Origin of the sequence: Azospirillum doebereinerae, from assembly GCF_003989665.1 — a bacterium.
GTDB lineage: Bacteria > Pseudomonadota > Alphaproteobacteria > Azospirillales > Azospirillaceae > Azospirillum > Azospirillum doebereinerae.
On record NZ_RZIJ01000001.1, the window covers coordinates 17,109 to 37,918 of the forward strand.

The window sequence follows — 20,810 nt, forward strand, 5'->3', positions numbered from 1 at the left end:
CTCTCACGGCGAGATTGCTGCGACAAAATTTCCCCTCTCCGGCATCAACCCTTCGTGGAGGAGAAACAATTAAACAGGCATGGTGTCACTCATACTCTCGCGTGGGATAGGGGCATCATGCTGACTTCGCTCGTTACGAATCAGGAAAGACTCGTCAACACCACGACCTACGCCGATCAACTGCAACCCGCGGTGACGGTGCTGGACGACGGCACCCAAGTGGTGGTGTGGGCGTCGAACGGACAGGACGGTTCCGGCTACGGCGTCTACGCCCAGCGCCTCGACGCCAACGGACAGCCGCTGGGCGGCGAGTTCCGGGTCAATTCGGTAACCAGCCTGAACCAGCAGAACCCCTCCGTGACGCCGCTGGGCAACGGCGGCTTCATGGTTTTCTGGGAGCACAACTACACCGGCAACAACGCCATCCGCGCCCAGCGCTACGACGCCGACGGCACCCCGGTCGGCAGCGAAATGACGATGGCGGCGCAGTCCAACGGGAACGTCAGGGCGACGCGGTTGAGCGACGGCAGTGTGATGGCGGTCTGGACGCATGCCGAAAGCAACCTGACCGCGATCCATGGCCAACGCTTCGACGCCGATGGCAATGCCCAGACCGGCGTTTTCGCCCTGGCAACAATTGGCAAATACGCCGTTAACGGCGCGTCGCTGCCCAGCATCGCCGCGCTGGAAGGCGGTGGGTACGCGATCAGCTACGCCTATTCGATAAACGGGCTCAACCGCCACTGGGACGTCTACACCCAGGTCTATGCGGCGAACAACGCGGCCGTCACCGGCGAGATCCTGTCCTCCTCGATCAGCGGCGACTACAACCAGAGGCAAAGCGTGCTGGCGGGGCTAGCCGACGGCGGCTACGTCGTCGTCTACATGGGCGACGGCGACTCGGACAGCAGCGAAAACGGCGTCTTCCTGCGACGTTACAGCGCGACGGGCCAGCTTTTGCAAGGCGACACGCTGGTCAACAGCTACGTCACCGGCGACCAGCAGCAGCCCAGCGTGACCGCCCTGGCCGACGGCGGCTTCATGGTGGCCTGGACCTCGGCGGCGCAGGACGGCAGCGGCTACGGCGTCTACGCCCAGCGCTACAACGCCAGCGGCGGCAAGGTCGGCGGCGACTTCCTGCTGGAGCAGGTCGCGGCCGGCGACCAAGTGCAGCCGGCGCTGGCCTCCCGACCGGACGGCGGCTTCGTCGCCACCTGGGCCGGGCAGGACGCCTCCGGATACGGCATCCGCGTCCGGGAGTTCCCGGTCAACGCGGAAGAGCCGGTCTTCACCGCGCAGAATCTGCTGTTTACCAGAAACGAGGTGAAACAGGCTTCTAGCCTTCTGCTGCCCAGCCACGCGCAGGGAGATGCGTGGGCAACCTCGGGACTCCAGGGGATCACCCAGTACGAGTTCATCGACACCAACACGGCTGCCGACAGCGGCCACTTCATACTAAACGGCGTAGAGCAGGTAGCCAAACAGACCATCGCCGTAACCGCCGAGCAGCTCAAGGGGCTCAACTTCGTCGGGGGCACCGCTTCCGTCTCGGATTCGATCCTTGTGCGCGTTTCCGATGGCACCCGCTGGTCGGATTGGAACATCAGCACCGCGACCACGCTGCTTCCCGCCACGTCGCTGACCGCGTCCCCGGAAGCTCCGGTCAACAAAACCGTCTCCGGCAACCAACTGCAACCGGCAGTGACGATATTGGACGACGGCACGCAGGTGGTGGCGTGGGCGGCAGACGGACAGGACGGTTCCGGCTACGGCGTCTACGCTCAGCGCCTCGACGCCAACGGACAGCCGCTGGGCGGCGAGTTCCGGGTCAATTCGGTAACCAGCCTGAACCAGCAGAACCCCTCCGTGACGCCGCTGGGCAACGGCGGCTTCATGGTTTTCTGGGAGCACAACTACACCGGCAACAACGCCATCCGCGCCCAGCGCTACGACGCCGACGGCACCCCGGTCGGCAGCGAAATGACGATGGCGGCGCAGTCCAACGGGAACGTCAGGGCGACGCGGTTGAGCGACGGCAGTGTGATGGCGGTCTGGACGCATGCCGAAAGCAACCTGACCGCGATCCATGGCCAACGCTTCGACGCCGATGGCAATGCCCAGACCGGCGTTTTCGCCCTGGCAACAATTGGCAAATACGCCGTTAACGGCGCGTCGCTGCCCAGCATCGCCGCGCTGGAAGGCGGTGGGTACGCGATCAGCTACGCCTATTCGATAAACGGGCTCAACCGCCACTGGGACGTCTACACCCAGGTCTATGCGGCGAACAACGCGGCCGTCACCGGCGAGATCCTGTCCTCCTCGATCAGCGGCGACTACAACCAGAGGCAAAGCGTGCTGGCGGGGCTAGCCGACGGCGGCTACGTCGTCGTCTACATGGGCGACGGCGACTCGGACAGCAGCGAAAACGGCGTCTTCCTGCGACGTTACAGCGCGACGGGCCAGCTTTTGCAAGGCGACACGTTGGTCAACAGCTACGTCACCGGCGACCAGCAGCAGCCCAGCGTGACCGCCCTGGCGGACGGCGGCTTCGTGGTGGCCTGGACCTCGGCGGCGCAGGACGGCAGCGGCTACGGCGTCTACGCCCAGCGCTACAACGCCAACGGCGGCAAGGTCGGCGGCGACTTCCTGCTGGAGCAGGTCGCGGCCGGCGATCAGGTGCAGCCGGCGCTGGCCGCCCGGCCGGACGGCGGCTTCGTCGCGACCTGGGCCGGGCAGGACGCCTCCGGATACGGCATCCGCGTCCGCGAATACGCGGCCAACGGAACGGTCCCGCCGACCTACACCACCCTGACCGGTACGGACGGCAACGACACGCTGACGGCGGCCACCTCGGCGCCGCACCGCCTCTATGGGCTGGGCGGCAACGACAGCCTGACCGGCGGCGCGTCGGGCGACCTGCTGTTCGGCGGGGACGGCGACGACACCATCAACGGCCTCGACGGCAACGACCAACTGCTGGGCGGAAACGGCAACGACCGCCTGTACGGCGGGGACGGCAACGACACCCTCGACGGCGGTGCCGGGAACAACGCCCTGTATGGCGGGGACGGCAACGACGTCTATCTGGTCAACGGCACCGGCGACGCCGTCCGGGAGTTCGCCGGCGAAGGCATCGACGAGGTGCAGACCACGCTCGCCGGCTACACCCTCGGCGCCAATGTGGAGCGGCTGGTCTTCGTCGGAAGCGGCGCCTTCAGCGGAACCGGCAACGCCCTGGACAACCTGATCGTTGGCGGGTCGGGCAACGACACCCTGACCGGCGGCGACGGGGCCGACACGCTGATCGGCGGCAACGGCGACGACCGCCTCTATTTCGACGCCGCCGACGCTCCGGTGCAGGGCGGCAACGGCTTCGACACCGCCGTCGTCCAGGGTAGTCTCGGCGCCAGCCTCAACCTCGCGGCCAGCAGCATCGAGCAGGCCTATGGGGGAACCGGCAACGACACCCTGAACGGCGCCGGCGCCCTGTCCGGCCTGTACATCAATGGTCGGGACGGCAACGACGTGATCACGGGCAGCGGCTTCAACGACACGCTGATCGGCGGCAACGGCATCGACACGCTGGTCGGCGGCGACGGCGACGACCTGCTGTACGTCGGGGACGCCGCCTCGGCGGTCAACGGCGGCGCGGGGATCGACACCCTGTACGTGCAGGCGAACGGCAACCTGACGCTCGATCTCGCCGCCACCGGCATCGAGCGCGTCTTCAGCGGCGGCGGCAACGACAGCGTGACGGCGGCGGCGGCCCTCGTCGGGGTGGAGATCAACGGCGGTGCCGGGGACGACAGCCTCATCGGCAGCGCCTTCAACGACACGCTGCGCGGCGACGCCGGCGACGACACGCTGGCCGGCGGCGACGGGAACGACACGCTGGTCGGCGGCGGCGGGACCGACGCCCTGTTCGGCGGCGGTGGCGACGACCGCCTGTACGTGGACAGCTGGACAGCCACGGTGGACGGCGGCAGCGGTGATGACATTGTCTACATCCGCACCACGGACGGCTCGCTGCTCGACGTTTCGGCGTCGATCGAGCACGTCCACGGCGGCAGTGGTAACGACATGATCATCGCGGCGAACGCGCAATCCGGCGTGGAGATGCTCGGTGGGGCCGGCAACGACTGGCTGGCCGGCGGAATTTACGCCGACAGCCTGCGCGGAGACGACGGTCGAGATTACCTGTTCGGCGGGGCCGGCGACGATACGCTCCAGAGCGGCAACGGCGACGACATGCTGGCCGGCAGTGTGGGCGACGACTATCTGGTCGGCGGCAACGGAGCCGACCTGTTCCTGTGGAGCGTCGGGGACGGCAACGACCTGATCCGTGATTTCAACGCCTCCCAGGGGGACCGGATCAGTCTGGCGGCGGACACGACCTACACGGTCGGGAGCAACGCGCGCGGCGATGCGGTGCTCACCTTCGCGTCGAGCGAGACGCTGACGCTGTACGGCGTCCGATCGTCCGACGTCGCCGGTGGCTGGTTCGTGACGGTCTGATGGGACGGGAGCCCCGAGGATCCGTCTCGGGGCCCCTCTCCTTTCACGCCAAGGGATTTGGCGTTTCAAACAGTCCGGGCGTCTGGAGGCGCCGCCGGATCGGGGGCTTTCTCCGGGCGGGACGGCCCGTCCACCCGGTACAGCTCGTCAAGGAAACCGGCGAAGGCCGCGACGCGCCGCCGCATGAAGGCCAGCATCGCCGGGGTGCGCGGAAAGCTGTCGATCCGCCACACGCTGTCGGGGCCGAGCCGTTCCGCCGCGACCTGATGGACGCGGTGGAACATCATCAGCAGCGGTCCGGTCTGCTCCAGATCCCGGCGCACCGCCGCGCCGTGGTACCAGACCGTGTCGGGAGGCTGCAGGCGCGCGAACATCCAGCCCGCCGCAACCCTGTCGCGGCGGATCAGCCAGCTGTTGTCGGGCCAATGCTCGAACTGGGCGGCCATGGCGAAGGGGCTGAAATCCGCGTCGATCGCCCCGCTGTCGATCAGCCGGCGCACCTCGGCGTGGTCCTCCGGCGTGGCGTCCTTCCAGAGCCGCAGGTCGTAGCTCCGCAGCACCCGCAGGGCCGGGGCGTGGCGCTCCGCCCAGGCCAGCACGGCGCCCGGCGTTCCGGCCGCCCGCATCGACTGGAGAACCGGCGCGCCCCAGCCGGCCCGGCGAAGCAGCGCCTCGAAGGCCTCGCGCGCCGACAGCTTCGAGGAGTAGGTCACGGTCAGGCGTTGGCCGTCCGGAACCGCCGCCGCCAGCGCCGCCAGCAGCCGCGCGGCGATCCCGCAGCGGCGCCACGCCGGATCGACCGACACCGAGAGCAAAACCACCGCGCCCCCCGCGCGGTGCGCCAGGGCCAGCCCGACGGGGCGATCCCCGGCCCAGGCCCCGAACGCGAGGCTCGTCCCGTCGAGCGGAGCCAAACGCTCGCGAAAGGCCGGAAAGGTCCAGCGGGCGAAGGCGCGCCCGTCCTCCCCCTCCAGCGGAACGATCGCGGGTCGACGGGAGGCCGGCCGGCCGGGAGCGGCGGGTGGATCGGGGAGCGGTGTCATGGCGGGACGCTACCCGGAAAGCCGGACCGCCGCAGCCCCCCGGCGCCGGTCCCGTTTCATCCGGAACCGCCGCCGTGAGACAACGGCCGGGCTCCGTAAGACGATGGGCTGCCCACTGCGCCCACCACCCCCCCATCCGGTCATCGCAAGGCGTCGGTTGCCTGCCCTATCATCGGCGCACCCCCCCAACCGCTTCGAGGGACGGCTCCAGGATGACCACCGGTTTCAGCATCGCCGACAAGCGGCGCATCGAGTCCGCCGCCACCGACCCGGCCGTCCGCGCCCGGCTGATCGCCGACCCGCAGGCGGGGAGCGCGACGCTGCTCGGCCGCTCCCTGCCGGACGACCTGCGTGTCCGCATCCACGAGGAACCGGCCGGCGCCATGTACTTCGCCCTGCCCCTGCCCGAGCAGGCCGGACCGGTGCCCGATGCCACGACCCGCCGCCAGTTCTTCGAGAACGTCCTGTTCGAGGCGGCCGAGCGGGCTCCCGACCTGCGCCTGCGCGCGGCGTCGGACCCCCGCGCCCTGTTCCATGCCCTGACCAGCAACGACCTCGATTTGCCGCCTGGCCTCCAGCCCGTGCTGTTCCTCGATCAGCCCTCGGAGATCCACGTCGTGCTGCCGCAGCCCTCGGACTCCATCGAGGACGAGTTGCCCGACGATCTGCTGGAGTTCGTCGCCGGCGGCGCGCCCTCGCCCTGCAACAGCCGCGCGGGCGAGCACCTCGCGACCATGACCGCCACCGTGGACAAGCTTTAGCAAGACACCGTTTTCGTTTTGGCCCGATGGGACGGCCGCTTGCCCTGCCGTCGGCCCCCGCCCCAACCGCTGCGAGGAACGCACCGAGAATGACCACCGGTTTCAGCATCGCCGACAAGCGGCGCATCGAGTCCGCCGCCACCGACCCGGCCGTCCGCGCCCGGCTGATCGCCGACCCGCAGGCGGGGAGCGCGACGCTGCTCGGCCGCTCCCTGCCGGACGACCTGCGTGTCCGCATCCACGAGGAACCGGCCGGCGCCATGTACTTCGCCCTGCCCCTGCCCGAGCAGGCCGGACCGGTGCCCGATGCCACGACCCGCCGCCAGTTCTTCGAGAACGTCCTGTTCGAGGCGGCCGAGCGGGCTCCCGACCTGCGCCTGCGCGCGGCGTCGGACCCCCGCGCCCTGTTCCATGCCCTGACCAGCAACGACCTCGATTTGCCGCCTGGCCTCCAGCCCGTGCTGTTCCTCGATCAGCCCTCGGAGATCCACGTCGTGCTGCCGCAGCCCTCGGACTCCATCGAGGACGAGTTGCCCGACGATCTGCTGGAGTTCGTCGCCGGCGGCGCGCCCTCGCCCTGCAACAGCCGCGCGGGCGAGAACAAGTCGGCCGTTTCCAGCGGCCTCGACAAGCTTGCGTAGGGCACCGATTCGGTTTCAGACCCGACGGCCCGGCAACCCGCCGGAGGCAAGCGGAAAAGCCGCCGGGCGGCACATCGAAAAGGCTCGCGCGCAGTCGTTGGAACGCTCTCCTTTCCGGCCAGGGTTCTTCTCCCGAAGCTGGCAAGGACGAGCGCTTCATGCACGGCGACGCGGCGATCCCGAGCGGTGGCCTCCCGGACACGGAAAGGCCGGTCCCGCCCCACGACCCGCTGGACGAGCGCTGGGCACGTGGTCGGGGCGCCCCCCAGCCCCTGGGGTGGCGTGGATCCGGGCGATGAGTTGAGCCGACCTACAGCCACAGCGGCCAGCGGTGCAGGCGCGACGCTCCGACCTCTGCGGCGTTGGAAACTGGCCGGCATCGGGCCAAAGTTCGGACGGCGCCCCCCGTCGGATTATCGGAAAGACGGCGCCGCTCCTCCCGCCCACATCACCACCGGTTGTTCCGCCCACTCCCAAAGATTGTTGCAACCCGACCGAGCGCCCCAAAGAGGTGCCGGTTGTAAGAACGGTTATGCTCCGTGCACGCCGTTGTGTGCGGCCCGCTTCCAGGGAAAATTCGAACCACTTTACAAACAAACCGGAATGGATGCGGCCACATGGCTACTCTCTGGGGTGGAGCGGGTTCGGACACTTTGACCGGTGGGGCGGAGGACAATACCATCGGCGGCGACGGCGGCAACGACCGGCTGACCGGCAACAGCGCGCGCGACGTGATCCTGGGCGGCGACGGCGACGACACCATCACCGGGGGCGCCGGCAACGACTACATGGAGGGCGGCGCCGGGGCCGACGTCTTCGTGATCCGGCCGGGCGACGGCTGGGACGTCATCGGCGATTTCCGCGGCGGCTACCAGTTCGCCGATACGCTCGACCTGACCGCCTTCACCGCGATCACCAGCCGCGCCGCGCTGAACCAGCTCGTCACCGCCGACGGGGGCGACACCATCATCACGCTGGCGCCCGACACGACCCTTCGGCTGGTCGGCATGGACGCGGCGACCTTCAAGTCGGGTCCGATAGGCTTGAAATTCCATGGAGCGGAGGCGCCGCCGCCGGACAAGTCGATCTCTTTCGAGACCACCAAGGTCGTGCAGAACGAGGGAAGCGGCGGCGGGGTGACCGATTACGCCTTCACCGTCACCCGCACCGGGGACCTCTCGGAAGCCGCGTCGGTGTCCTGGTCTTCCATGGGCAGCCACTCGCGCTCCTATCCCTACAACATGGCCGACGTCAACGACTTCGCGCTGAATCGCCCGGCCGGGTCGCCTTTCAGCTATCAGGGCCCCTCCGGCGTGGTCCAGTTCGCCGCGGGCCAGAGCACGGCGACGATCCATGTCGGCATCACCGGGGACAACGCGGTCGAGGCGGACGAATCCTTCACCGTGTCGCTGGCGTCGCCCTCCCAGGGATGGAGCCTCGTGGCGGGCCGGCAGGATGCCCTGGGCGTCGTCCTGAACGACGATTCGGCCGGCAACACCCTCACCGGCACCGCCGCGCGCGACGAGCTGTACGGCACGGCGCAGAACGACGTCATCATCGGCGGGGCCGGCAACGATTACATGGAGGGCGGCGCCGGTTCCGACCGGTTCGTCATCAACCCGAACGACGGCTGGGACGCCATCGGCGACTTCCAGGCCGGGGCCGGCGGCGACGTGCTGGATCTGCGCGGCTGGAGCGGGCTGGGGAGCGCCGCCGCGGTGCTCGCCGCGGCGACCGAGGACAGCGGCGGCACCCTGCTGAACTTCAGCAACACCACCGGCGTCCGCCTGATGGGCGTGACCAAGGCGTCGCTGACCGCCGCCAACCTCCAGGTGGCCGACGCCCCGCAGCAGCCGGTCGGGCCGTCGATCACTTCCATGGGGTGGAAACGTGACTCCTTCGACGCCACGGCGGTGACGCGTGCCAACACCGCCAGCGACGGCACCCAGGCCAACGCGGCGGGCAGCGGCGCGATCTCGGGGGATGGCCGTTACGTCGCCTTCATCAGCAGCGCCAGCAATCTGGTGAGCGGCGACATCAACGGGCAGGCCGACCTCTTCGTGAAGGATCTGCAGACCGGCATCGCCACGCGGATCGAGATGCCGGCTTTCAACGCGACCGCGTCGAAGCGGGTGGGCGTGCTGGCCTTTTCGGACGACGGCGGCAAGCTGCTCTACACCAGCGTCGGCCTGCAAACCTCCGGCTACGACTACCCGCTCACCTCCATCCACATCCGCGACATCGCGACCGGAACCGAGACCAGCTTCAACGCCGGCACCAGTTCCATCTCCGACCTCGGGCTTTCGGCCGATGGACGGACTCTGACCCAGGTCAACCAGTCGGTCGGCATCCACCAGGGGCAATCCACCAGCGTCGTGGTCACCGACCTGGAGACGAACACGGTCCGCAGCTTCGGCGACTCCGGCAGCCCGATGCCGTGGACGGCCAACGCGCCGGTGGTGTCGGCCGACGGGAGCCTTCTCGCCTATACCAACCAAGGGGCTCTGCGCCTTCACAATCTGGAAACCAACGCCGTGGAGCGGATCGACCGGCTTCCGGACGGCTCGCTTCCCGGCAATGGCGCATCGACCGCCCAGGCCTTCTCCGCCGACGGGCGCTACGTTCTCTTCACCAGCAGCCTGTCCGGGCTCGACGCCGGCAAGGGCGGGTCGGCGGGCGTGTATGTCCGCGACCTGCAGACCGGCGTGACGCGTCTGGTCAGCACGGCGGCCGACGGCACCCCGGCCAACGGCAGCAGCAGCGGCGTCGCGTTCGGTACGGATGGAAAATCCGTCCTGTTCACCAGCACCGGCTCCAACCTCGTGGACGGCGACACCAACGGGGCGCGGGACGTGTTCCTGAAGGATCTCGAAACCGGCGCTGTCCGGCGTCTCAGCGTCGCCGCGGACGGCGCCGAATTGAACGCCGGCGTCGGTCAGGTGAGCCTGAGCGCCGACGGCACGCGGATCCTCTTCGACACGGCCGCCAGCAACGTGGTCGGTGGCGACACCAACGGCGTGGCCGATCTGTTCGCCGCGACGTTGGATTCGCTGCCGACCATTGGCGAAGCGGGCCTGCAAGGGACGGCCACCCTCTCCATCAGCTTCGCTGCCGGGGCGGGAGCCGTCACTCAAGCGTCGATCGACTGGGGCGACGGGCAGACGACCGCCCAGACCGTGGCCTCCGGGACCAGCGCGCTCTCCGCCACCCACTTCTACGGCACGGCGGGTTCCTATACCGGCAGCGTGACGCTGACCGACACGAACGGCGCCAGCGTCAGCAACGCTTTCGCCGCCCAACGGGCCGCCGACGGAACGGCCGCGTCCCTGACCGGCTCGGCCGGGCGGGACGTGCTGATCGGCGGCACGCTGAACGACACGCTGACCGGCGGCGGCGGCGAGGATTTCCTGTCCGGCGGGCTGGGGAGCGACCTGTTGCTGGGCGGGGCCGGCAACGACCTGCTGGCCGGCGGCGCCGGGGCCGACACGCTGACCGGCGGCGCCGGGGCGGACGTCTTCGCTTTCGGCATCGCCAGCGGGATGGACGTCATCACCGACTTCGACGCGGCCGGGGGAGACCGGATGCAGATCGGCGTCGGTCAGGGCTGGAGCGTCGAGACCTCCGGTTCGGACGCCCTGGTGCGGTTCAGCGCCACCGATGGGGTGCTGCTGACCGGGGTCCGGCCGGATCAGGTCGCGTCCGGCTGGTTCATCACCGGCTGACCGCTCTTCAAACAGCGGGCGGCGGCGGGCACGGGAAGCCCGCCGTCGCCTACAGCGCCTCGCTCCGCTTCATCAGGTAATCCAGCCCGCCCACCCGGAACCAGCGGTAGCCGTAGGCCTCCAGCACCATCGGGTGGCGGCCCTTGGAATCCGGTTCGCTGTGGTCGTTGGACAGCAGGTTGACCAGCCGCGAGGTCTCGCCCTCCCCGTCCACGTCCAACGTGATCTCGCGGGGGCCGTCGGACAGGTTGTGGACCACGACCACGCCGTTGTTGCGCCAGTCGTAGCGCAGGGCCAGCACCTCCGGGCAGGTCGTCTTCAGGACGCGGAAGTCGCCCCAGCCGATTTCCGGGCATTCCTTGCGCATGCGGATGATGCGCTCGGTCCAGTTCAGCATGGATTCCGGGTCGCGGCGCTGGGCCGCCGCGTTGACGCGCTCGTAGCCGAAGACCCCGCCGCTGATCACGGGCAGGATCGGCGTGTCGGATTTGGTGAAGCCGGCCTGGGGCTCGTCCGACCATTGCATCGGCGTGCGGGCGCAGTTGCGCTCCGGCAGGGACAGGTCGTCGCCCATGCCGATCTCGTCGCCGTAGCGGATCACCGGCGTGCCGGGCAGCGTGAACATCAGGCTGTAGGCCAGCTCCAGCCGCCGCCGGTCGGCGTTCAGCATCGGCGCCAGCCGCCGCCGGATGCCCCGGTCGTAGAGCTGCATCGACTTGTCCGGCCCGAAGGCGTCGAACACCGCCTGGCGCTGCGGCTCGGTCAAACGGCCGAGGTCGAGCTCGTCGTGGTTGCGCAGAAAGCTGCCCCATTGGCCGGAATGCGGGCGCGGCTTGGTCGCCAGCAGCGCGTCGATCAGCGGTCCGCCATCGGCGCTGGCCAGCGCGTAGAACAGATGCTGGTTGACCTGGAAGTTGAACATCATGTGGCAGCGGTCGCCGTCGTGGCCGAAATACTCCAGGTCGTCCTCGGGCAGGATGTTCGCCTCGGCCAGCAGCAGGGCGTCGCCCCGGCGCCATTGCACGAACTCGCGGAAGCTCCGCAGCATGCCGAACTGTTCGGTCGGGGTGGTGACGTCGGGTCCCTTGGTCGCGATGATGAAGGGCACCGCGTCCATGCGGAACCCTGACACGCCCAGTTGGATCCAGAAGCCCATGATCTTCAGCAACTCGGCCTGGACCGCCGGGTTCGACGTGTTCAGGTCGGGCTGGAACTTGTAGAAGCGGTGGAAGTACCAGGCCTTGGCCTCGCGGTCATGGGTCCAGGTCGTCTTCTGCACGCCGGGGAAGACCATGCCCTCGTCGGCGTTGGCCGGCTTGCGGTCGGCCCAGACGTACCAGTCGCGGTAGGGGCTGTCCGGATCCTTGCGCGCGGCCTGGAACCACGGGTGCTGGTCCGAGGTGTGGTTGACCACGAGGTCGATGATGACGCGGATGCCGTGCTGCTTGCAGGCGTGCGTGAACTCGACGAAGTCCCCCAGCGTGCCGTAGCGCGGATCGACGTTGTAGTAATCGGCGACGTCGTAGCCGTCGTCCTTCATCGGCGAGGTCTGGAACGGCCCCAGCCACAGGCAGGTGATGCCCAGCCCGTGCAGGTAGTCCAGCCGCCGCTGCAATCCCTTGAAGTCGCCGACCCCGTCGCCGTCGGAATCCATGAAGGTCGCGAGGGACAGATTGTAGATGACCGCGTTCTTGTACCAGAGGTCCTCGATCATGCCCGCCTCGCGCCGTTTTCCGTTCCCGAACAAACAGCGGCGGGAGCGAAGCGTTGCGCGTTCCGGGCATGGCGCATCCGGGTCAGTCACCCGCCTCGCGCATGGCTGGCCTCTTGTACGTGGTATACAAAGAACTTTGCATTTGGCATACCGCGCTCTATGTTGCACCACAGCATAAGCGTGGCACTGATGGAGACGGATCATGATCGAAACCCAGGCGTTCCTGTTCCTCGCGCTGACCGGCATGATCGGCCACGCCATCTACCTCGCCAGCGGCAGGAAGCCCTACGACGTAATCCTGCCGGAGAAGGACGAGGCCGAGGAGGAACCGGGCATCGCCTTTTCCTCCGACCGCTTCCAGCAGAGCGCCAAGGGCGAGGACCGGCCGTTCTGGATCGAGTGACCGCTTCCGCTCCGCCTCCCCGCACGCTCTTGCCCCCGCCCTGCCCTTCCCCCGCGCGTGGGCGCGGAGGAAGGGTGGGGAGGGGGCACAGCAGAGGGTCGTGTCGGTTCGAAACGTTTGCCCGGTCTAGTTTCCGGCCGGCTGGGCCGACGACAGCGGCACGCCTTGCGCCTCGGCCCTCTGCGCCGCCTCGGCGTTGCGGGCGTGGTGGCGGGCCAGCATCGGCTTGAGAACCAGGATCGCGCAGAGCGCCGCCGTCAGGTCCATGGCCGCGGTGACGTAGAGCACGGTCGCCCAGGTGCCGGTCGCTTCCATCAGCAGGTTGCCGAGCGGGACCAGCAGGGCGGCGACGCCCTTGGCGCAGTAGAGGACGCCGTAGATCTTGCCAGCGTGCTTGGTGCCGAAGGTGTCGGCCGAGGTGGCGCTGAACAGGCTGTAGACTTCGCCCCAGGCCAGGAAGACCATGCCGCTGAGCAGCAGGAACATCATCGGGTCATGGCCGAAGCGGCTGAGCGCGATGATGCCCAGGCCTTCCAGCGAGAAGGCGACGAACATGGTCGCTTCGCGGCCGATGTGGTCGGAGATGAAGCCGAAGAGCGGACGCGAGATGCCGTTCATCACGCGGTCGAGCATCAGGGCGAAGGGCAGCGCCGCCATGGTGATGCCGAGCACGCTGACCGGGGTCTCCTTGACGCCCAGGTCGTGGGCGATGACGCCGAGCTGGGCCACCGCCATCAGGCCGCCGGTGACGGTGCCGATGAACATCGCCCACATCACCCAGAACACCGGGGTGCGGATGGCTTCGCCCAGCGTGTAGTCGCGGCGGGTCTGGGCGACCTTGGTCGAGGCCTTGACGTGCTCCTTCTGCGGCATGCGCAGGAAGTAGGCGGCGGCGATGATGATCGCGCCCTGGAGCAGGCCGAACCAGAAGAAGGCCGCCTGATAGCCGGCGCTGTGGATCATGCTGGAGATCGGCAGGATGGTCAGGGCCGAGCCGGCGCCGTAGCCGCCCGCCGTCAGGCCGACCGCCAGACCGCGCTTTTCCGGGAACCACTTCAGCGCGTTGTTCACGCAGGTGGCGTAGACGCAGCCGACGCCGATGCCGCCGATGGCCGAGCCGATGTAGAGGACCGACAGGGTGTTGGCGTAGCTGTCGACGATCCAGGACAGGCCGGTGAAGAAGCCGCCGGCGGCGACGATGACGCGGGGGCCGTAACGGTCGATGAAATAGCCCTCGATCGGCGTCAGCCAGGTCTGCACGACGACGAAGATGGTGAAGGCGGTTTGGATCGAGGCGCGCGTCCAGTTCTGCTGCGCCTGGATTTCCGGAACGAACAGCGTCCAGGCGTATTGGATGTTGGCCGCCGCGACCATGCAGACGATGCCGACGACGATCTGCATCCAGCGGGCGCGATCGGAGATCGGCGCCCCCTTGTCAGCCGCCGATGGGGTGGAAGAGTAAGTCATCGTGCCTCCCAAAACTTAAGCCAAAGCCGGTCGCCGCGACGCCCCTTCTCCCAGGAGCGATGCCGAGACCCTGCCGCGGTTGCGTTGACGGGACGGATGCGTTCTTCGCGACGTTTCCGTACCGGCGGTGTCGTTTGTTCCCAAGTCCTTCGACGGCATCGTACCGTTCGCACACTGGTAATTCTGAATACCGAGTTTGGAATTAGGTATACCAGAAAAAGGCCGAAAAAGACGCCCAAAGCCAGAATGGCGGAATGCTGCTGCCGGACCTTCAAGTATTCGTGTTCATTCCTGTCCCGACGGAGTCCAGTCCGGACTGTTCATCCGAACCATTCCCTTCCTTGAATCGCAGTCTTGAAAAAGAAGCCGTGCCGGTACCTGCACGGCCCCCCCAGTCGAGGGTGTGCATTCAAAGGAGATAGAATGAAGCCGCCGCGACAGTGTTTTGAACTACCTCGGCGACACACAATCTTTGCGTCTGATTGTTTTGGAACTCAACAATCCATTTTGTCTTTCCGCATCATGGAAAAACATCGGCCAACCCGTTGAAACGCAAGGGAGCCGCCGCCAACCACGGATCGTGGGCGCGGCAAGGAACGGATCGGAAAAATGGAACTTGGGAGTATCGTCGGAAAAGCCGGCGGGATCAGGCCCGCGCCGCGAAGGTCAGGAACACGACCCGCGTGTCGCCGTAGCGGCGTTCGTCCACCAGGGCGAAGCCGTCCGGCGGGGGCAGCGGATCGCCCTCCCCCACCTCGACCACGGCGAGCGCGCCGTCGGCCAGCCAGCCGGCCCGCGCCAGCGCCGTCAGGGCAAGGGGGGCCAGCCCCTTCGCGTAGGGTGGATCGCAGAAGACGATGGTGCAGGGCTGGCGGGCCGGCGGCGGGCGGGTGGCGTCGGCGCGCAGCACGGTGGCCGACGCCTCCTCGCCCAGGGCCGCGACGTTGGCGCGCGCGGCGTCCAGCGCGGCGCGGCCGGTGTCGAGGAAGCTGCACCCCGCCGCGCCGCGCGACAGGGCCTCCAGCCCCAGCGCGCCGGTGCCGCAGAAGGCATCCACGACGAAGGCGCCCTCGAAATCGGGCGCCCAGTCGGCGTGGGCCAGGATGTTGAAGACGGCCTCGCGCGTCCGGTCGGTGGTCGGGCGCGTGTCGCGTCCGTCCGGAGCGGCCAGACGCCGGCCCCGGTGCCTACCGCCGACGATCCGCATCCGGACGATCCTTGCGGGGACGCTCGACGCGCTGGCGGTCGGTCCGCCCGTCGCGCTTCTTCGGACCGGCGGGGGCCGCCGCGCTGGCCGGCTTGCCCGCACCGGCGGGCTTGGGGGCGCCGGAGGGCTTGCCCATGCCGGCAGGCTTGGACGAAGCGGATTTGGCCGGGGCGTAAGGCTTCGGAGCCGAGGCGGGCTTGCCCGCCGCCTTCGGACCGCGTGGCTTGGCGCCTTGCGGATCCCTCGACTGCGAATCCCGCGACTTCGCACCCTGCGGGTCGCGTGATTTTGCGCCCTGCGGGTCGCGCGACTTCGGCCCCTGGGCGTCCCGGCTTTCCGGCTTGCCACGGCTGGGCCTGGACGAGGCCGGGTCGTTCAGCGACAGCGTGCCGCGCGCGCGCGCCGGCTTGCCCTCGGCGGACGGCGGCTTGCCATAGCCGGGCTTGCCCTCGGCGGCTTTCGCCGCGAAGGTCGGCTTGCCGTCGGAGCGGCCACGCGCGGGCTTGGTCTCGTCCTTGCCCCAGGCGGCCTGAACCTCCAGCCGCTTGGTGGCGGAGCGCGGCGCGCGCCTCGGCGCCTCGGCGGCGGGTTTGGGCGCAGCGGCCTCGGCACGGGCCGCCGGCTTGGCGGCGGAGGCGGCGCCGGCCTCGGCGGCACGGGCCTTGGCGCGGAGCTTGGTGTTCGATTCCGGCTCGGCGGCCGGGGCGACGGTGCCGAAGAAGGTGGAGATCTGCTCGCGGACGACGCGCTTGGGAACCTCCTCGACGCCGCCCTCCTCCAGCTTGCCGAGCTGGAACGGGCCGTAGGCGACGCGGATCAGCCGGTTGACCTGGAGTCCCAGCGACTCCATCACCTTGCGGATCTCGCGGTTCTTGCCTTCCTTCAGGCTGACGGTCAGCCAGGCGTTGCGGCCCTGGACGCGGTCGAGCAGCGCCTCGATCGGGCCGTACTTCACGCCCTCGATGGTCGGTCCCTTGGCCAGCGCGGCCAGTTGGATCTCGTCCACCTCGCCGAACACGCGCACGCGGTAGCGGCGGGTCCAGCCGGTGGCCGGCAGCTCCAGGAAGCGGGCCAGCTCGCCGTCGTTGGTCAGCAGCAGCAGTCCCTCGGTCGTCAGGTCGAGACGGCCGATGGAGACCACGCGCGGCAGTTCCGGCGGCAGCCGGTCGAAGACGGTCGCCCGCCCCTTCTCGTCGCGCGCCGAGGTCACCAGACCCGACGGCTTGTAGTAGCGCCACAGCCGCGCCGGTTCCGGCTCGGGAATGACCTTCCCGTCGACCTGAACGATGTCGCCGGGCCGCACGACGCAGGCCGGGCTGGTCAGAACCTGGGTGTTGACCGCGACGCGGCCCTCGGTGATCCAGCGTTCCGCGTCGCGGCGCGAGCAGAGCCCGGCGCGCGCCAGCCGCTTGGCGATGCGTTCACCACCGTCCGGAGCGGCGGCGGAGGTCGGGTCGGTATCGGTTGTGTCCATGAGGCGGACCATAGGGCCTGATGGCGCCGCCCGCAACACGAGACCCTGCCCTTTGGTGTGGAATCCGGCGTCGGAATTCGTTTGACGGGGCCGGGAGGCGGCGGGCAGGCTCCCGCGCCATGCCGACCCCGCCCCCCGCCCCGTCCTACATGGACCTCGCCTTCGAGGACGCCGAAGCCGCGGCCGCGCGCGGCGAGGTGCCGGTGGGCGCCGTGATCGTCGATCCGGCGACGGGATCCGTGCTGGCCCGCGCCGGCAACCGGACGGAGGAACTGCGCGACCCGACCGCCCACGCCGAGGTGCTGGCCATCCGTGCCGCCTGCGCGGCGGTGGGACAGCCGCGCCTGCCCGGCTGCGACCTGTACGTGACGCTGGAGCCCTGCGCGCTCTGCGCCGCCGCGATCAGCTTCGCGCGCCTCCGGCGGGTGTATTACGGGGCCTACGATCCCAAGGGCGGCGCGGTGGACCACGGCCCGCGCTTCTTCGGACAAACGACCTGTCACCACGCGCCGGACGTCTATGGCGGCATCGGCGAGACGCGGGCGGGGGCGCTGCTGCGGGATTTCTTCAGGGAGCGGCGGTGAACGGGTATCAGCCGATTGGCTTGGTCGGCGTATACCGGGCAGCAAGGAATAGCCCCTCTCCCCTTGCGGGAGAGGGGTTGGGGTGAGGGGGGCAAACCCCTCTTCTTCGCCTTCGGCGAATACCCCTCATCCCAACCCTTCTCCCGCAAGGGGAGAAGGGCTCTGTCCTCTTGAATAATTACCCCAGCGAACAGCTTTACCGCCCCACCGCGCGCCAGCCGATGTCGCGGCGGCAGAAGCCGCCCGGCCAGTCCAGCGCGTCCACGCCCTTGTAAGCCGCTCCTTGCGCCTCGGCCACCGTGGGGGCCATGGCGGTGACGCCCAGCACCCGGCCGCCGACCGACAGCACCCGGCCGTCCTCGGCGCGTTTGGTGCCGGCGTGGAACACCGTCACTTTGTCCACCGCGTTGGCGGCGTCCAAGCCCCGGATCTCCGTGTTCTTCGCGTAGTCGCCGGGGTAGCCGTTGGCCGCCATCACCACACAGAGCGCGGTCTCGTCGTGCCAGCGCAGGTCGATGCTGTCCAGCACCCCGTCGGCCGCCGCGACCAGCGCCGCCAGCGCGTCGGACTTCAGCCGCATCATCAGCGTCTGGCATTCCGGGTCGCCGAAGCGGACGTTGAACTCCAGCGTCTTGGGCACCGGGCCGTCCGGCGTCTGCATGATCATCAGGCCGGCGAACAGCACGCCCTTGAAGGGGCGCCCCTCCGCCGCCATGCCCTTGACGGTCGGCTCGACGATCTCGCGCATGACGCGGGCCTGGAGGTCCGGCGTCAACGCCGGGGCCGGGGAATAGGCGCCCATGCCGCCGGTGTTGGGGCCGGTGTCGCCGTCGCCCACCGCCTTGTGGTCCTGCGCCGAGGCCATCGGCAGCGCGTTCTCGCCGTCGCACAGCGCGAAGAAGCTGACCTCCTCGCCGTCGAGGAACTCCTCGACCACCACCTCCGCCCCGGCGGCGCCGAAGCGGCCGTCCACCAGCGCCTCGTCGATGGCGGCGAAGGCCTCGGCCTCGGTGCGGGCGACGGTGACGCCCTTGCCGGCGGCCAGACCGTCGGCCTTCACCACGATGGGGGCGCCGTGCTGGCGGACGTAGGCCTTGGCGGCTTCGGGATCGGTGAAGCGGCCGTAGAAGGCGGTCGGCACGTTGTACTTCGCCAGGATGTCCTTCATGAAGCCCTTGGAGCCTTCCAGCTCCGCCGCCGCCGCGCTGGGGCCGAAGGCCTTGACGCCCAGCGCCGTCAGCTTGTCCACCAGACCCAGCACCAGCGGCCCTTCCGGCCCGACGACGACGAAGTCGATGGCGTTGGCCTGGACGAAGGCGACCAGCGCGTCCACATCCTCCGCCCCGATGGGCACGAGGGTCGCCACGTCGGCGATGCCGGCGTTGCCCGGCGCGCAGTACAGCGCGTCGCACAGCGGCGAGTTGGCGATGGCCCAGCACAGGGCATGCTCGCGACCGCCGGATCCGACGACGAGGACTTTCATGGTACAAGCCCCTTCAGCGCTTGTTGTGGACACCGCGCCTTGTATCATGGCCGCGCCATGACTCAAGACCTTGATGCCCTCCCCCTGATCGCCCCGGAACCGCGCCCCGGTTCCAACCTGCCGGAATTCACGGTCGGCGACCTCGCGCGCCGCCTGAAACGCAGCATCGAGGACGAGTTCGGGTTCGTCCGCGTGCGCGGCGAGATCTCGCAGCCCAAGAAGCACAGCTCCGGCCATTGCTACATGCGGCTCAAGGACGACACCGCCGTGATCGAGGCGGTGTGCTGGCGCGGCACCATGTCCAAGCTGGTGGTGAAGCCGGAGGAAGGGCTGGAGGTCATCGTCAACGGGCGGATGACGACCTACCCCGGCCGCTCGCAATACCAGCTCATCATCGAGTCGATGGAGCTGGCCGGCGAAGGCGCCCTGCTGAAGATGCTGGAGGAGCGCAAGCGGCGCCTCGCGGCCGAAGGGCTGTTCGAGCCGGCGCGCAAGAAGCCGATCCCCTTCCTGCCCGACGTGATCGGGGTGATCACCTCCCCCACCGGGGCCGTCATCCGCGACATCCTGCACCGGTTGAGCGACCGCTTCCCCCGCCATGTGCTGCTGTGGCCGGTCGCGGTGCAGGGCGAGCGGGCGGCGGCCGAGGTGACGGCGGCGATCCAGGGTTTCAACCGCATCGCGCCCGGCGGGCGCGTGCCGCGGCCCGACCTGCTGATCGTCGCGCGCGGCGGCGGCTCGCTGGAGGACCTGATGGCCTTCAACGAGGAGAACGTCGTCCGCGCGGCGGCGGCCAGCGCCATCCCGCTGATCTCCGCCGTCGGGCACGAGACCGACACGACGCTGATCGACTTCGCGTCGGACCTGCGGGCGCCGACCCCGACCGCCGCCGCCGAGATGGCGGTTCCGGTGCGGGCCGAACTGCTGGCGCAGATCCTCGACGACGAACGGCGCCTGTTGGCCTGCGCGAGCCGCGCGGTGGAGGACCGGCGCAACCGGGTGGAGGGGCTGGCGCGCGGCCTGGGCGACCCGCGCGCGCTGCTGGAGGGGCACGCGCAGCGGCTCGACGACCGGGCGGAGCGGCTGAACCTCGCGGCGGCGGCGCTGCTGGAGCGGCGGCGGACGCGGGTCGGGGAATTGGCGGCGAAGCTGCGCCACCCGCGCGAGAAGCTGGCCGAAGCCGGGCAGCGGCTGGCCTCGGAGGGGCGCGCGCTGGACGGCGCGTTGCGGCATGCGGTGACGACGGTGGAAAGCCGCTACCAGCGGGTCGCCGGGCGGCTGTCGCTGACGCCGGCGCGGGTGAAGCTGGGCGAGGCGGAACGGCGGATGGCCGACCTGTCGCCGCGCCTGGACCGTGTCTACGGCAAGAGCGTCGAGGAGCGCGGGGCGAAGCTGGCGGCGCTCGGGCAGTTGCTGGAGAGCTACAGCTACAAGGGGGTGCTGGAGCGGGGGTTCGCGCTGGTCGAGGACCGCGAGGGGCGGCCGATCACCACGGCGGAACAGGCGGTGCCGGGGCTGGCGGTGACGCTGGTGTTCGGCGAGTCGGGCCGTGTCGGGGCGACGGTCGACGGCGGGGAGCCGAAGATCGTCGAGGCGAAAAAGCCGGAGGTGAAGAAGCCGCGTCCGGTTCCGGTGCAGGGGAGCTTGTTCTGAGGGAAATGTGACGGTTCGACGGTGGTTTGCCCCCTCCCCATCCCTCCCCCGCTTGCGCGGGAGAGGGGGCCGGATGCTTGGTGAAGGGCGGCGGAGTTCCCTCTCCCGCGCAAGCGGGGGAGGGTTAGGGAGGGGGCACGGGG

General features: G+C 69.3%; 13 protein-coding genes. 7 read left to right on the forward strand and 6 right to left on the reverse strand.

Annotation, left to right across the window (positions count from 1 at the left end; all coding sequences use genetic code 11):
• Nucleotides 1-117: 117 nt before the first annotated feature.
• Nucleotides 118-4,515 (forward strand): beta strand repeat-containing protein, encoded by a 4,398-nt coding sequence (locus EJ913_RS00070; protein ID WP_126993631.1) that lies wholly within the window; start codon nt 118-120, stop codon nt 4,513-4,515.
• Nucleotides 4,516-4,580: 65 nt separating this feature from the next.
• Here the strand turns inward: EJ913_RS00070 and EJ913_RS00075 are convergent, their stop codons facing one another.
• Nucleotides 4,581-5,558: a GNAT family N-acetyltransferase gene (locus EJ913_RS00075; RefSeq protein ID WP_126993633.1), complete on the reverse strand. Its 978-nt coding sequence runs from the start codon at nt 5,556-5,558 to the stop codon at nt 4,581-4,583.
• A gap of 212 nt (nt 5,559-5,770) precedes the next feature.
• Between EJ913_RS00075 and EJ913_RS00080 the strand changes: the two genes are divergently transcribed.
• The 3 genes from EJ913_RS00080 to EJ913_RS00090 all read left to right on the forward strand — a co-directional run bounded on the left by EJ913_RS00080 (nt 5,771) and on the right by EJ913_RS00090 (nt 10,682).
• On the forward strand, nt 5,771-6,319 hold the full coding sequence (locus EJ913_RS00080) for a hypothetical protein (protein ID WP_126993635.1): 549 nt from the start codon (nt 5,771-5,773) through the stop codon (nt 6,317-6,319).
• 89 nt (nt 6,320-6,408) lie between these two features.
• Nucleotides 6,409-6,960: a hypothetical protein gene (locus EJ913_RS00085; RefSeq protein WP_126993637.1), complete on the forward strand. Its 552-nt coding sequence runs from the start codon at nt 6,409-6,411 to the stop codon at nt 6,958-6,960.
• Nucleotides 6,961-7,577: 617 nt separating this feature from the next.
• Nucleotides 7,578-10,682, forward strand: a complete 3,105-nt coding sequence (locus EJ913_RS00090) for a Calx-beta domain-containing protein (RefSeq protein ID WP_126993639.1) — start codon at nt 7,578-7,580, stop codon at nt 10,680-10,682.
• A 49-nt stretch (nt 10,683-10,731) separates the two neighbouring features.
• Here the strand turns inward: EJ913_RS00090 and EJ913_RS00095 are convergent, their stop codons facing one another.
• Nucleotides 10,732-12,396: an alpha-amylase family protein gene (locus tag EJ913_RS00095; RefSeq protein WP_126993641.1), complete on the reverse strand. Its 1,665-nt coding sequence runs from the start codon at nt 12,394-12,396 to the stop codon at nt 10,732-10,734.
• A 202-nt stretch (nt 12,397-12,598) separates the two neighbouring features.
• On the opposite strand from EJ913_RS00095, the gene EJ913_RS00100 reads away from it, so the two are divergent.
• Entirely contained in the window at nt 12,599-12,799 is a 201-nt protein-coding gene (locus tag EJ913_RS00100) for a hypothetical protein (RefSeq protein WP_126993643.1), read from the forward strand.
• 126 nt (nt 12,800-12,925) lie between these two features.
• Here EJ913_RS00100 and oxlT read toward each other — a convergent pair whose 3' ends face one another.
• The 3 genes from oxlT to EJ913_RS33195 form a co-directional block, all read right to left on the reverse strand.
• Nucleotides 12,926-14,266 carry an oxalate/formate MFS antiporter gene (oxlT, locus tag EJ913_RS00105; protein WP_126993645.1) on the reverse strand — a complete coding sequence of 447 codons (1,341 nt, stop codon included), beginning with the start codon at nt 14,264-14,266 and terminating at the stop codon, nt 12,926-12,928.
• 646 nt (nt 14,267-14,912) lie between these two features.
• Nucleotides 14,913-15,473 (reverse strand): 16S rRNA (guanine(966)-N(2))-methyltransferase RsmD, encoded by a 561-nt coding sequence (gene rsmD / locus EJ913_RS00110; RefSeq protein ID WP_126993647.1) that lies wholly within the window; start codon nt 15,471-15,473, stop codon nt 14,913-14,915.
• Nucleotides 15,454-16,947, reverse strand: coding sequence for a pseudouridine synthase (locus tag EJ913_RS33195; RefSeq protein ID WP_126993649.1), 1,494 nt, complete (start codon nt 16,945-16,947; stop codon nt 15,454-15,456). Before EJ913_RS33195 ends, rsmD begins: the two co-directional genes overlap by 20 nt.
• Nucleotides 16,948-17,066: 119 nt before the next feature.
• On the opposite strand from EJ913_RS33195, the gene EJ913_RS00120 reads away from it, so the two are divergent.
• Nucleotides 17,067-17,531, forward strand: coding sequence for a nucleoside deaminase (locus EJ913_RS00120; protein ID WP_126993651.1), 465 nt, complete (start codon nt 17,067-17,069; stop codon nt 17,529-17,531).
• 196 nt (nt 17,532-17,727) lie between these two features.
• On the opposite strand, the gene purD is transcribed toward EJ913_RS00120, so the two are convergent.
• Nucleotides 17,728-19,014: a phosphoribosylamine--glycine ligase gene (gene purD, locus EJ913_RS00125; protein ID WP_126993653.1), complete on the reverse strand. Its 1,287-nt coding sequence runs from the start codon at nt 19,012-19,014 to the stop codon at nt 17,728-17,730.
• A gap of 57 nt (nt 19,015-19,071) precedes the next feature.
• On the opposite strand from purD, the gene xseA reads away from it, so the two are divergent.
• A complete protein-coding gene (xseA, locus tag EJ913_RS00130) occupies nt 19,072-20,667 on the forward strand; it encodes an exodeoxyribonuclease VII large subunit (protein ID WP_126993655.1) in 1,596 nt (531 codons plus the stop codon).
• Nucleotides 20,668-20,810 lie beyond the last annotated feature (143 nt).